Genomic DNA, 12,925 nt, shown 5'->3' with positions numbered 1-12,925 from the left:
CAGATGCCTGCGGTAGTGGTATCCGGTATTAGACCCCGTTTCCAGGGCTTGTCCCAGAGTGAAGGGCAGATTGCCCACGTGTTACTCACCCGTTCGCCACTAATCCCCACCGAAGTGGTTCATCGTTCGACTTGCATGTGTTAAGCACGCCGCCAGCGTTCGTCCTGAGCCAGGATCAAACTCTCCGTGAATGTTTACCCGTAATCGGGTGCACACATCACGAGAGCGGAGCGACCACCGGAATAAGGCGGTCGCTCACAGCGTCCTCGCTGTGTTTTCTTCAAAGGAACCTCGCCATCGGAGCAAGTCCGATGGACGGGGTATCAACATATCTGGCGTTGATTTTTGGCACGCTGTTGAGTTCTCAAGGAAGGAACGGACGCTTCCTTTGTACTCACCCTCTCGGGCTTTCCTCCGGGCTTTTCCCTTCGGTCTTGCGTTTCCGACTCTATCAGACCGTTTCCGGTTCCGATTTCCTCGGTGCTTTCCAGGTTCCCGCTCTCGCGTTTCCCTTTCCGGCGGTTCCGACTYTATCAGAAGTTCTGAGTCGGAATTCCCCCGCCCCTGGAGGTTGGCTCCGGAGCACGAAGCTGCCGGGTTCCCCCTCGGGCGGAGCCGTAAACGTACTGGAGCGGGGCGCCTCGATGCAAATCGAGGCGCCCCGCTCCCTGTTCACTCGGACGAGAGTCCGACGGTCTGTCAGACCTCCACCACCACAGGCAGGATCATCGGCCTGCGGCGATAGGTGTCGGAGACCCACTTGCCCAGGGTTCGCCGCACCAGCTGTTGCAGCTGGTGGGGTTCGACCACGCCGTCCTGCGCCGAGCGCTCCAGGACCTCGGTGATCCTCGGGATCACGTCGCTGAACGCCGAGTCGTCGATGCCGGAGCCGCGGGCCTGGATGTGCGGGCCGCCCGTGATCTTGCCGGTGGACGAGTCCACCACCAGGAAGACCGAGATGATGCCCTCGTCGCCGAGGATCTTGCGGTCCTTGAGGGCCGGTTCGCCGACGTCACCCACCGAGAGGCCGTCGACGTAGACGTATCCCGCCTGGACCTTGCCCGAGATCTTCGCCTTGCCCTCCACGAGGTCGACGACCACGCCGTCCTCGGCGATGACGATCCGGTCGTGCGGGACGCCGGTCAGGGCGCCCAGCTCGGCGTTGGCGCGCAGGTGCCGCCATTCGCCGTGGACCGGCATCAGGTTCTTCGGCCGGCAGATGTTGTAGAAGTACAGGAGCTCGCCCGCGGACGCGTGGCCCGAGACATGCACCTTGGCGTTGCCCTTGTGGACGACGTTGGCGCCCCAGCGGGTCAGGCCGTTGATCACGCGGTAGACCGCGTTCTCGTTCCCGGGAATCAGCGAGGACGCGAGGATCACCGTGTCGCCGTTGACGATCCGGATCTGGTGGTCGCGGTTGGCCATGCGGGACAGGGCTGCCATCGGTTCGCCCTGGGAGCCCGTGCAGACCAGGACCACCTCGTGGTCCGGGAGGTCGTCGAGCGTCTTGACGTCGACCACCAGGCCCGGGGGGACCTTCAGATAGCCGAGGTCTCGTGCGATGCCCATGTTGCGGACCATCGACCGGCCGACGAAGGCGACCCGGCGGCCGTACTCGTGGGCCGCGTCCAGGATCTGCTGGATGCGGTGGATGTGGCTGGCGAAGCTCGCCACGATGATCCGCTTGCGGGCGTTGCCGAAGACCTGCCGCAGGACGTTCGAGATGTCCTTCTCCGGTGGGACGAAGCCCGGGACCTCGGCGTTCGTGGAGTCGGAGAGAAGGAGGTCGATGCCCTCCTCGCTCAACCGCGCGAACGCGTGCAGGTCCGTGAGACGGCCGTCCAGCGGGAGCTGGTCCATCTTGAAGTCGCCCGTGTGGACCACCATGCCGGCGGGCGTACGGATGGCGACCGCCAGGGCGTCGGGGATGGAGTGGTTGACCGCGACGAACTCGCAGTCGAAGGGACCGATGCGCTCGCGGTGTCCCTCCGCCACCTCGAGGGTGTAGGGCCGGATGCGGTGCTCCTGGAGCTTGGCCTCGATGAGAGCGAGGGTCAGCTTGGAGCCGATCAGCGGGATGTCCGGCTTCTCGCGGAGGAGGAAGGGGACGCCACCGATGTGGTCCTCGTGGCCATGGGTGAGGACGATGCCCTCGATGTCGTCGAGGCGGTCCCTGACGGACGAGAAGTCCGGCAGGATCAGGTCGATTCCGGGTTGCTCCTCTTCCGGGAAGAGCACCCCGCAGTCGACGATCAGCAGGCGGCCGCCGTATTCGAAGACCGTCATGTTTCGGCCGATCTCGCCGAGACCACCGAGTGGGGTGACCCGCAGGGCGCCTTCGGCGAGCGGCGGGGGCGGGGCCAGTTCAGGATGCGGATGACTCAAAAGACTCTCCTCACCACGCACGCCATGTACCGGTGGGGCACATGGCGTGCGTGACGTTTGTGCGTGCAGCAGTTGTCGTTGTGGTGCGGGCACCGGTGGCCCGCGTATTCAGTTGTTGAGTCCGTTGCGCGCCGGGCGCGCGAAGTCTGGTGCTAGAGCTGTACCCCGCCGGCGGCAAGATCGATCTTGAGCTGCCCGATCTCGTCGGCGGAAAGCTCCACCATGGGGGCGCGCAGGGGCCCGGCGGGCAGACCCTGGAGGGCGAGCGCGGCCTTGGTCGTCATCACGCCCTGGGTGCGGAACATCCCGGTGTACACGGGGAGCAGCTTCTGGTGGATCTCGGTGGCCTTCTGTACGTCGCCGGAGACGAACGCCTCGACCAGGGCGCGCAGGTCCGGGGTGACCACATGGCCGACGACCGAGACGAAACCGACCGCACCGACGGAGAGCAGCGGGAGGTTCAGCATGTCGTCGCCGGAGTACCAGGCGAGGCCGGAGCGGGCGATGGCCCAGCTGGCGCGGCCGAGGTCGCCCTTGGCGTCCTTGTTGGCGACGATCCGTGGGTGCTCGGCGAGCCGGACCAGCGTCTCCGTGCTGATCGGGACGCCGCTGCGGCCCGGGATGTCGTACAGCATGACGGGCAGTTCTGCGGCGTCGGCGACGGCCTTGAAGTGCCGGTACAGGCCCTCCTGCGGGGGCTTGTTGTAGTACGGCGTCACGATCAGGAGGCCGTGCGCGCCCACCTTCTCGGCGGCCCGCGCCAGCTCGATGCTGTGGTGGGTGTCGTTGGTGCCGACGCCGGCGACCACGTGGGCGCGGTCGCCGACCGCCTCCAGTACGGCTCGTACCAGGTCCGATTTCTCCGCGTCACCGGTGGTGGGGGACTCGCCGGTGGTGCCGTTGATGACCAGGCCGTCGTTGCCTGCGTCCACCAGGTGGGTGGCGAGCCGCTGTGCGCCGTCGAGGTCGAGTGCGCCGTCCGCCGTGAAGGGCGTGACCATGGCGGTGAGGACCCGCCCGAAGGGGGTCTGCGGAGTGGAGGTCGGAGCCATGGGTAACACGCTACTCGTTGCTCAAGGTGGGGTCTGCCCTAGGGGGACGCGACAAGTGGTGACAAATGCGGAGCCCGGCACTGCCTGCTCGGGGGTTCAAGCAGTGCCGGGTCCGTTTGATCAGGCTAAGTGAACTTCTCCAAATGCCGCAATACGGACACTTCGCCGGGGGGACCCGCACATCTGTACTCAGCGGGGAAACAGGCGTCCGTTACGGCGCCACACGGCCGTTCGCATTGAAGGCGGCGTAGGTGAGCGGCATGAGCTTCGCCCACTCCGCCTCCATCTTCTCGCCGACCATCTCGATCTCCCGCTGCGGGAAGGACGGCACCTTCGCCTGCTCGTGCTGGGTGCGCAGACCGAGGAAGTGCATGAGGGAGCGGGCGTTGCAGGTGGCGTACATCGAGGAGAACAGGCCGACGGGCAGGACCGAGCGGGCGACCTCGCGGGCGACGCCCTGCGCGAGCATCTCCTGGTAGGCGCGGTACGCCTGGCGGTACGACTCCTCCATGGCGTTGCCGACGGACTCGTGCTGTTCGGGGGTGCCCTCGACGAAGACGTACTTGCCCGGGCGGCCCTGCTGGACGAGCTTGCGGTCGGGGCCGGGGACGTAGAAGACGGGCTGGAGCTCCCGGTAGCGGCCGGACTCCTCGTTGTACGACCAGCCCACGCGGTGCCGCATGAACTCGCGGAAGACGAGGATCGGGGCGTTGATGAAGAAGGTCATGGAGTTGTGCTCGAACGGGCTGCCGTGCCGGTCCCGCATGAGGTAGTTGATCAGGCCCTTGGAGCGCTCCGGGTCCTTGGTCAGCTCTTCCAGGGACTGCTCTCCGACGGTCGACACCCTGGCGGCGAACAGCACGTCGGAGTCGGCCGCGCTGTGCTTGACCAGTTCGACAGTGACGTCGTCACGCAGCTCGATCTTGAAATCGTCGTCGGGGGTGGGGGTCACGGTTCGGGGGGTCCTTCCCAGCTCGTCGTATGGCGACGCCACTCTACGACCCGCCAAACGGGACTTTCACTGTCGTGACCGAGTTAAGTCGGCGAAACCGGGCACCTTTTGCGGCAACCGCTCGTCTGTACAGACAGCAGCGATTCGTTCGATCCCCGAAGGGAGAAGTACCCCCATGCTGTTGCGTCGGCGCGAGCCCGTTCCGTTCGCATTTCTCGCCGAAGCCGACAGGTTCCGCAGCAATGTCACCCCGCCACCCCGCCGTAGGGCGTCCGCCGGTGAGGTGGCCGGACGCTGGTTGACGGGACTCACCATCGTCGCCGGACTCGTGGGATCCCTGGTCCTCGGGATGCCGGCGCTGTCACAGGATCAGGCGCCCTCACCGAACCAGCAGTCGCAGGCCTCCCAGGGGCACTGACTCTCCCCGCCGCCCTGATGGCCTGGGAAGTACCCCCATGGGCCCCCTGAGGTGGCCGACAGGGTTACCGGCGGATAGCCTCACCGGGCACAGCCCACCGCATGGATCGAGTGAGGACCCGCCGTGCCCCTGCCCTTCCTGACGGCCGACCGCGCATTCGAGACGACGGACGACGTCGCGCTGCCGTTCGACAACCGTGACCGCTGGCGTCGGCCGTACCGGCCCGGCCCGTGGCGGGTGGGCGTGGCCGCGATCCTGTTGCTGCTCGCCTCGTATGTGCTGTTCGCGGCTGTGATCATCGCGCTGACGGACTCGCCGTCCGAGGCCGGTGTGGTGTTCGGCATCGCGGCGCTCGTCATCGTCGGTGCGCTGCGGCTGCTGCGCATGGGTGTGTGGGTCAGCGCTCGCGGGGTGCGCCGGGTGGGTTTCCTCTTCACTCGTACGGTGTCCTGGGAGCAGGTCGTCGCCGTGCGGACGGCACAGCAGCCGGTGCGCTGGCTCGGACTGCCCCGCACGGTCCAGGGGCAGGCGCTGACCCTCGTACGGCAGGGCCAGGCACCGCAGGACGTGTCGCCGCTGCTGACCACGCACAACGCGGACTTCCTCGCGCGCGGCCAGGCGTTCGAGCGGGCCGCGGACGCGGTCGAGGCGTGGGCCGCGGAGTACGGGCGGGCCTGAGCCCGGCAGGGACGCATAGCGAAGGGGGCTGGTCCGCACCAGGACCGGCCCCCTTCGCCATGTCGGGCTTCAGAGCTGCTGGACGGGCCTGCCGTCGTGGAGGGCTATCGCGCGCTGCATCGCCTTGCGGGCCCGGGGGGTGTCGCGGGCGTCGTGGTAGGCGACGGCGAGGCGGAACCAGCTGCGCCAGTCGTCGGGAGCCACCTCCGTCTCGGCCTTGCGCTTGGCGAAGACCTCGTCGGCCGAGTCACGGTCGATGCGGCCGCCGGGCGTGCGCTGAAGCTCGTCGACGGGCAGGCCGCCCTCGGCGTCGAGTTCCGCGGCGAGAGCGTTGGCCCTGCGGACGAACTGGGTGTTCTTCCACAGGAACCACACTCCGATCACCGGCAGGATCAGCACCGCGACGCCGAAGGTGACGGTGATGAGAGTGCCGGACTGGATCAGCATGACGCCACGGCTGCCGACCAGGACGAAGTAGAAGACCAGGACGGCGGCCGTGACGGTGTAGGACAGTTTGGCGCGCATCAGCCCAGGTCCAGGAAGTTCTCCAGGCCGAAGGTCAGGCCCGGGGTCGTGACCACGCGGCGGGCGCCGAGCAGGATGCCCGGCATGAAGCTGCTGTGGTGGAGCGAGTCGTGGCGGACCGTCAGGGTCTCGCCCTCCCCGCCGAGCAGGACCTCCTGGTGGGCGAGCAGACCGCGCAGGCGCACGGCGTGGACGGGGATCCCGTCGACGTCCGCGCCGCGCGCCCCGTCCAGGGCGCTCTCCGTGGCGTCCGGCGCCGGGGCCGTGCCCGCCGCGCGCCGGGCCTCGGCGATGAGCTGAGCCGTGCGCGTGGCGGTGCCGGACGGGGCGTCGACCTTCTTGGGGTGGTGGAGCTCGACGACCTCGACGGACTCGAACCAGGGCGCGGCGATCTGCGCGAACTTCATCGTCAGGACGGCCCCGATGGAGAAGTTGGGCGCGATGAGGACGCCCGTCTGCGGGGAGGCGTCCAGCCAGCCCTTCAGCTGCGCGAGGCGCTCGTCGGTCCAGCCCGTCGTACCGACGACGGCGTGGATGCCGTGGCCGACGCAGTACTCGAGGTTGTCCATCACCGAGGCCGGCGTGGTCAGTTCGACGGCGACCTGCGCGCCGGTCTCGGCCAGGGTCTCAAGTGTGTCGCCCCGGCCGAGGGCGGCCACCAGCTCCATGTCCTCGGCGGCCTCGACGGCCTTGACCGCCTCGGCGCCGATGCGGCCCTTGGCTCCGAGGACCGCCACGCGCAGCTTGCTCATCTTCTTGCTTCCTTAACCGATGCGACCGGGGTGGATTAGGCGACGGCCTCGTGCAGCCGGGCCGCCTGCTTGTCCTTCAGCGGGCCGATGACCGACAGCGACGGGCGCCGTCCCAGGATCTCGCGGGCGACCGCACGCACCTCGTCCGGGGTGACCGACGCGATGCGGGTCAGCATGTCGTCGACGGACATCTGCTCGCCCCAGCACAGCTCGCTCTTGCCGATGCGGTTCATCAGCGCGCCGGTGTCCTCCAGGCCCAGGACCGTGGAGCCCCTCAGCTGGCCGATGGCGCGGCCGATCTCGTCGTCCGAGAGGCCGTGTTCGGCGACCTGGTCGAGTTCGTCGCGGCAGATCTTCAGCACGTCGTGGACCTGCGAGGGCCGGCAGCCGGCGTACACGCCGAACAGACCGCAGTCGGCGAAGCCGGAGGTGTACGAGTAGACGCTGTACGCCAGTCCGCGCTTCTCCCTGACCTCCTGGAAGAGGCGCGAGGACATGCCTCCGCCGAGGGCGGTGTTGAGCACTCCGAGAGCCCAGCGGCGCTCGTCCGTGCGGGCCAGGCCGGGCATACCGAGGACGACGTGGGCCTGCTCGGTCTTACGGCCGATCAGCTCGACGCGGCCCGCGGTGCGCAGGGCGCGGCTGCCGTCGCGCGGGGCGATGGGCAGGGCGTCGGGGCTCTTGAGGGCACCGGCCTTCTCGAAGGCGGCACGGACCTGTCGTACGACCTTGTTGTGGTCGACGTTGCCGGCGGCCGCGACCACGAGATGGGTCGGGTCGTAGTGCTTCTTGTAGAAGCGGCGGATGCGGTCGGCGGTGAGGGCGTTGACCGTGTCCACCGTGCCGAGGACCGGGCGGCCGAGGGGGTTGTCGCCGAACATGGTGTGCGCGAACAGGTCGTGCACACAGTCGCCCGGGTCGTCCTCGGTCATGGCGATCTCTTCGAGGATCGCGCCGCGCTCGACGTTGACGTCCTCTTCGAGGATGAGCGAGCCCGTCAGCATGTCGCAGACGACGTCTATGGCCAGCGGCAGGTCGGCGTCGAGCACGCGCGCGTAGTAGCACGTGTACTCCTTCGCCGTGAAGGCGTTCATCTCGCCGCCGACCGCGTCGATGGCGGAGGAGATGTCCAGGGCGCTGCGCTTCGAGGTGCCTTTGAAGAGCAGGTGCTCCAGGTAGTGGGTGGCGCCGTTCAGCGCGGGCGTCTCGTCGCGGGAGCCCACGTGCGCCCAGATGCCGAAGGTCGCCGAGCGGACCGACGGCAGGGTTTCGGTGACGATGCGCAGGCCGCCGGGGAGGGTGGTCTTGCGGACGACACCGATGCCGTTGGTGCCCTTGATCAGGGTTTGGGTACGGGCGACGGCCCGCGCCTCCGAGGAGGTGCGGGCCGTCGCCGTGGAGCTACTCGACGTCACTGGTCGGTGTCGTCCTTCTTCTCATCGTCGCCTTCGCCCTCGATCACGGGGATCAGGGAGAGCTTGCCGCGGGAGTCGATCTCGGCGATCTCGACCTGGACCTTGGCGCCCACACCGAGCACGTCCTCGACGTTCTCCACGCGCTTGCCGCCGGCGAGCTTGCGGATCTGCGAGATGTGCAGCAGCCCGTCCTTGCCCGGGAGCAGCGAGACGAACGCGCCGAAGGTGGTCGTCTTGACGACCGTGCCCAGGTAGCGCTCGCCGACCTCCGGCATCGTCGGGTTGGCGATGCTGTTGATCGTGGTGCGGGCCGCCTCGGCGGAGGGACCGTCGACCGCACCGATGTAGATGGTGCCGTCGTCCTCGATCGTGATGTCGGCGCCGGTGTCCTCCTGGATCTGGTTGATCATCTTGCCCTTCGGGCCGATGACCTCACCGATCTTGTCCACGGGGATCTTGACCGTGATGATCCGCGGGGCGTTGGGGGACATCTCGTCCGGCGTGTCGATCGCTTCCATCATCACGTCGAGGATGTGGAGGCGGGCGTCACGGGCCTGCTTGAGAGCGGCGGCCAGGACGGAGGCGGGGATGCCGTCCAGCTTGGTGTCGAGCTGGAGGGCGGTCACGAACTCCTTGGTGCCGGCGACCTTGAAGTCCATGTCACCGAAGGCGTCCTCCGCACCGAGGATGTCGGTGAGGGTGACGTAGTGCGTCTCGCCTTCGATGTCCTGGGAGATCAGACCCATGGCGATACCGGCGACGGGGGCCTTCAGCGGCACACCGGCGTTCAGCAGCGACATCGTGGAGGCGCAGACCGAGCCCATGGACGTCGAGCCGTTGGAGCTCAGCGCCTCGGACACCTGGCGGATCGCGTAGGGGAACTCCTCGCGGGTCGGCAGGACCGGGACCAGGGCACGCTCGGCGAGGGCGCCGTGGCCGATCTCGCGGCGCTTCGGGGAGCCGACGCGGCCGGTCTCGCCGGTGGAGTACGGCGGGAAGTTGTAGTTGTGCATGTAGCGCTTGCGGGTCACCGGGGAGAGGGTGTCCAGCTGCTGCTCCATGCGGAGCATGTTGAGGGTGGTGACGCCCAGGATCTGGGTCTCGCCACGCTCGAACACCGCGGAGCCGTGCACGCGCGGGATGGCCTCGACCTCGGCGGCGAGCGTACGGATGTCCGTCACGCCACGGCCGTCGATGCGCTTCTTCTCCTTGATCACGCGCTCGCGGACGAGCTGCTTGGTCAGGGAGCGGTACGCGGCGGAGATCTCCTTCTCGCGGCCCTCGAACTCCGGCAGGAGCTTCTCGGCGGCGAGCGCCTTGACGCGGTCCAGCTCGGCCTCGCGCTCCTGCTTGCCCGCGATGGTCAGCGCGGAGGCGAGCTCCGGGCGGACGGCGGCGGACAGCGCCTCCAGGATGTCGTCCTGGTAGTCGAGGAAGATCGGGAACTCGCCGGTGGGCTTGGCGGCCTTCGACGCGAGGTCGGCCTGGGCCTTGCAGAGCACCTTGATGAAGGGCTTCGCGGCGTCCAGACCGGCGGCGACGACCTCCTCGGTCGGAGCCTCGGCGCCGCCCTTGACCAGCTGGATGGTCTTCTCGGTGGCCTCGGCCTCGACCATCATGATCGCGACGTCGCCGTCCTCCAGGGTGCGACCCGCGACGACCATGTCGAAGACCGCGTCCTCGAGCTCGGAGTGCGTCGGGAAGGCCACCCACTGGCCGTTGATCAGCGCGACGCGGACGCCGCCGATCGGGCCGGAGAAGGGCAGGCCGGCCAGCTGCGTGGACGCGGAGGCGGCGTTGATCGCCACGACGTCGTACAGGTGGTCGGGGTTGAGCGCCATGATCGTGGCGACGACCTGGATCTCGTTGCGCAGGCCCTTCTTGAAGGACGGGCGCAGCGGGCGGTCGATCAGGCGGCAGGTGAGGATGGCGTCCTCGGAGGGGCGGCCCTCACGGCGGAAGAAGCTGCCGGGGATCTTGCCGGCCGCGTACATCCGCTCCTCGACGTCCACCGTCAGGGGGAAGAAGTCGAGCTGGTCCTTGGGGTTCTTGGAGGCGGTGGTGGCCGACAGCACCATGGTGTCGTCGTCCAGGTACGCCACGGCGGAGCCGGCGGCCTGCTTGGCCAGGCGGCCCGTCTCGAAGCGGATGGTGCGGGTGCCGAAAGTGCCGTTGTCGATGACGGCCTCGGCGTAGTGGGTCTCGTTCTCCACTAGCGTTTTCTCCGTTACTTTTCGTCTGCGTTGCGTCTTTTGTCCCGATCCGCCCGTGTGGCGGGGGGACGTGAGCGGAGAAGCGCTCCGTCTGGTGCGGGCCGGTCTTCGATCGAAGCACCCGGGTTCGCAAGGCCCGGGGGCCACTACCGAGGACCGGCGGCGGCGAGGTGCACTTCTCCTCGTGGTACTGCGTTGTGCTACCACACTACAAAGTGGGTGTGACACTGCGCACGTTTCCGCACGCACGTCGAGCACGTACGGCAAAGGGAGCGGTCCCCGATCGTTTCGGGAACCGCTCCCTTCACGGCGTCCTACTTGGCGCCCGCCGCACCGCGGCGGATGCCGAGGCGGTCGACCAGCGCACGGAAGCGCTGGATGTCCTTCTTCGCCAGGTACTGGAGAAGGCGGCGGCGCTGACCGACGAGGATCAGCAGACCACGACGGGAGTGGTGGTCGTGCTTGTGGGTCCTGAGGTGCTCGGTCAGGTCCGAGATACGGCGCGACAGCATCGCGACCTGGACCTCGGGGGAGCCGGTGTCGCCCTCCTTGGTACCGAACTCGGTGATGATCTGCTTCTTCGTAGCGGCGTCGAGCGACACGCGTACTCCTCGTAGTCTCTTGGGTAGCCACCGAGTGCCCCTGGTCCACTTCTCAGGGGAGCTTCCGTAACTCGGGAGGCGGGGATCCGCTGGGCGCGGCCTCCGGAGCGGTGAGCTCCGGGGGTGCGTACACAAACGGCCGTCAGTCAGCGTATCAGCCCGGCGGCAGTGCCCCGGCCCGCGCCGGCGGCGTACACATGCCGCGGCGGCTGCCGCCCGTGTGGGTGACAGCCGCCGTGAGGTGTGCGGGGCTCAGCTGGTCATGCCGCGGGCCGCCGCGTACAGGTCGAGGACCGCGAGGCACAGCGGGACGAGGGAGAGGAGCACCGCGCCCTCGCTCAGGTCGAGCATCCGGCCCCAGAAGGGGGTCACGCCCTTGCGCGGCACGATCAGGGCGATGGCCACCAGGAGCGTGGCACCCAGGGCCACCGCGGCGGACAGCCAGACGGTGCGGATGTCCAGCGGGGCGCTGTTGTGGTCGTAGACGAGGTCCTTGATGATGTCGGCCGGCGGGTTCAGGGCGAGGCCGAGGACCAGCAGGCTGACGGTGATGATGCCCGAGATCATCAGGGTCACGACCTGGGACGTGTACAGGAAGAGCCGGGCCCGCATCAGCATGGCGAGGCCGGCCGCCAGCGACAGCAGCTGGGCCCAGCCGCTGCTGGAGAAGCCGAGCACGACACCCGCGGAGGCGACACCGGTGACGGCGGCGCCGCCGACGAGGCCGAGCAGCAGTTCGTGGCCGCGGCGGGCCTGGTCGGTGATGAGCTGGTAGTCGACCGGCTCCTGCTCCTGCTGGTCCTCGGCGCGCCCGCGCTTGGCGATCTGGTCGGGCGAGCGGAAGCCGATGGGCAGTCGGGAGAAGCGGGCGGACCAGCCGGGCAGGAAGCCGATGACGGCGACCATGACCACGGCGGTGACGGCGGCCGTCTCGCGCGGCTCGGCCTCGGAGACGATCGCGGCGAAGGTGGCGAGTACGCCGATGCCGGCGCCGAACGCGGCGGCGATGAAGGGCGCGTCCTTCTGGGGCAGCATCAGGACGAGCAGCACCGCGGCGACGAGGACGACGGCGAAGCCGACGAGGAGGTTCAGCCGTCCGGGACCCTCGCCCGCGTCGAGGGCCATGATGCCGGAGCCGCCCACCATCAGGTGCGGCAGCGCGGCGAGGCCGAGGGCCACGGCCGCGTGGTGGTCGTCGTAGACCCGGGCGCGGACGGAGGCGAGCGCGACGAGGACGACACCGGTGACTCCGGCGATGACGCCCGGCAGTCCGTGCATGTCGTGGCGCAGCGGCTCGGAGAACCACAGGGCCAGCGCCATCATCGTCAGCAGCAGTGCGCCGGCGGTCAGGCCGACGACGCGCATCATGCCGTCGTTCCAGCTGCGCCGGTCGGCCTCGACGACGGCGGCCACGGCGTCGACGACGTCGTCGAAGACGGCGGGCGGCAGGGAGTCCGCGAACGGCCGCAGGAGCAGCAATTCGCCATCGCGTATCTGCTGTTCGGACAGCGAGCGGCCGTCGTCGAGGACGGAGCCGTCCCTGCGTACGAGGTTGTACCCGGTGGGCGCGGCCTCTTCGGGTGTCTGCCCCGACAGCCGCAGGATCTCCGGGTAGACGTCAGAGAGCGGCACGTCCTCGGGAAGTGCCACATCGATCCGGCTGTTCGGTGCCGCCACCGTGACCCGGCAGAATCCGGTTGCTGAAACCGTACTCACCTGACGGTTCCCCCTAGTCCAGTACTCGGTGATTCGTCGCGGTTTGCCAGGGCGATTCCCGCTCCGCGCTTCGTTTGGAGCGTCACCCTACCGTCCTCTTGCGGCTTCTCCCCATCCCCTCCCGGCTCAAGGGCCCCGCAGAACAGTAGGATCAACGCCCGACTCATGTGTTGGCAAAGCCCCATGAGTTGACGAACATACGGGGGCCGTCACGACG

General features: G+C 68.5%; 11 protein-coding genes and 1 rRNA gene. 2 read left to right on the top strand and 10 right to left on the bottom strand.

Going from position 1 to position 12,925, the window contains the following annotated elements; translation table 11 throughout:
* The 4 genes from BFN33_RS48280 to thyX form a co-directional block, all read right to left on the bottom strand.
* Positions 1-191, bottom strand: a 16S ribosomal RNA gene (locus tag BFN33_RS48280); the annotation flags it as partial.
* Positions 192-699: 508 nt separating this feature from the next.
* Positions 700-2,385 (bottom strand): ribonuclease J, encoded by a 1,686-nt coding sequence (locus tag BFN33_RS48275; protein WP_069766583.1) that lies wholly within the window; start codon positions 2,383-2,385, stop codon positions 700-702.
* A 152-nt stretch (positions 2,386-2,537) separates the two neighbouring features.
* Positions 2,538-3,437, bottom strand: coding sequence for a 4-hydroxy-tetrahydrodipicolinate synthase (gene dapA, locus BFN33_RS48270; protein WP_069766582.1), 900 nt, complete (start codon positions 3,435-3,437; stop codon positions 2,538-2,540).
* 211 nt (positions 3,438-3,648) lie between these two features.
* Complete coding sequence (thyX, locus tag BFN33_RS48265) at positions 3,649-4,389, bottom strand: FAD-dependent thymidylate synthase (protein ID WP_069766581.1); 741 nt, start codon at positions 4,387-4,389, stop codon at positions 3,649-3,651.
* 178 nt (positions 4,390-4,567) lie between these two features.
* On the opposite strand from thyX, the gene BFN33_RS48260 reads away from it, so the two are divergent.
* Together BFN33_RS48260 and BFN33_RS48255 are read left to right on the top strand one after the other, a co-directional pair.
* Entirely contained in the window at positions 4,568-4,807 is a 240-nt protein-coding gene (locus BFN33_RS48260) for a hypothetical protein (protein WP_069766589.1), read from the top strand.
* 123 nt (positions 4,808-4,930) lie between these two features.
* Entirely contained in the window at positions 4,931-5,485 is a 555-nt protein-coding gene (locus BFN33_RS48255) for a PH domain-containing protein (protein WP_069766580.1), read from the top strand.
* 69 nt (positions 5,486-5,554) lie between these two features.
* Here the strand turns inward: BFN33_RS48255 and BFN33_RS48250 are convergent, their stop codons facing one another.
* The 6 genes from BFN33_RS48250 to eccD form a co-directional block, all read right to left on the bottom strand.
* Positions 5,555-6,010 carry a tetratricopeptide repeat protein gene (locus BFN33_RS48250; RefSeq protein ID WP_069766579.1) on the bottom strand — a complete coding sequence of 152 codons (456 nt, stop codon included), beginning with the start codon at positions 6,008-6,010 and terminating at the stop codon, positions 5,555-5,557.
* Positions 6,010-6,762: a 4-hydroxy-tetrahydrodipicolinate reductase gene (dapB, locus tag BFN33_RS48245; RefSeq protein ID WP_069766578.1), complete on the bottom strand. Its 753-nt coding sequence runs from the start codon at positions 6,760-6,762 to the stop codon at positions 6,010-6,012. Before dapB ends, BFN33_RS48250 begins: the two co-directional genes overlap by 1 nt.
* Before the next feature lie 35 nt (positions 6,763-6,797).
* Positions 6,798-8,177, bottom strand: a complete 1,380-nt coding sequence (locus BFN33_RS48240; protein ID WP_069766577.1) for a pitrilysin family protein — start codon at positions 8,175-8,177, stop codon at positions 6,798-6,800.
* The gene (locus BFN33_RS48235) at positions 8,174-10,390 is read right to left on the bottom strand and encodes a polyribonucleotide nucleotidyltransferase (RefSeq protein WP_069766576.1); all 2,217 of its coding nucleotides are present in this window, start codon (positions 10,388-10,390) and stop codon (positions 8,174-8,176) included. Before BFN33_RS48235 ends, BFN33_RS48240 begins: the two co-directional genes overlap by 4 nt.
* A 314-nt stretch (positions 10,391-10,704) precedes the next feature.
* Positions 10,705-10,992, bottom strand: coding sequence for a 30S ribosomal protein S15 (rpsO, locus tag BFN33_RS48230; protein WP_069766575.1), 288 nt, complete (start codon positions 10,990-10,992; stop codon positions 10,705-10,707).
* A gap of 252 nt (positions 10,993-11,244) precedes the next feature.
* A complete protein-coding gene (gene eccD / locus BFN33_RS48225) occupies positions 11,245-12,708 on the bottom strand; it encodes a type VII secretion integral membrane protein EccD (RefSeq protein WP_256123097.1) in 1,464 nt (487 codons plus the stop codon).
* Between the last annotated feature and the right edge of the window lie 217 nt (positions 12,709-12,925).

The sequence above is a fragment of the Streptomyces sp. LUP47B genome, assembly GCF_001746295.1.
In the GTDB taxonomy this organism is placed as follows: domain Bacteria; phylum Actinomycetota; class Actinomycetes; order Streptomycetales; family Streptomycetaceae; genus Streptomyces.
The sequence above is the reverse complement of the archived record's forward strand: the minus strand, read 5'-3'. Positions and strand labels throughout refer to the sequence as shown.

Excerpts from the sequence above, each read along its gene's own strand:
- dapA (WP_069766582.1), bottom strand. The coding sequence starts at position 3,437 with ATGGCTCCGACCTCCACTCCGCAGACCCCCTTCGGGCGGGTCCTCACC.
- BFN33_RS48250 (WP_069766579.1), bottom strand. The coding sequence starts at position 6,010 with ATGCGCGCCAAACTGTCCTACACCGTCACGGCCGCCGTCCTGGTCTTC.
- dapB (WP_069766578.1), bottom strand. The coding sequence starts at position 6,762 with ATGAGCAAGCTGCGCGTGGCGGTCCTCGGAGCCAAGGGCCGCATCGGC.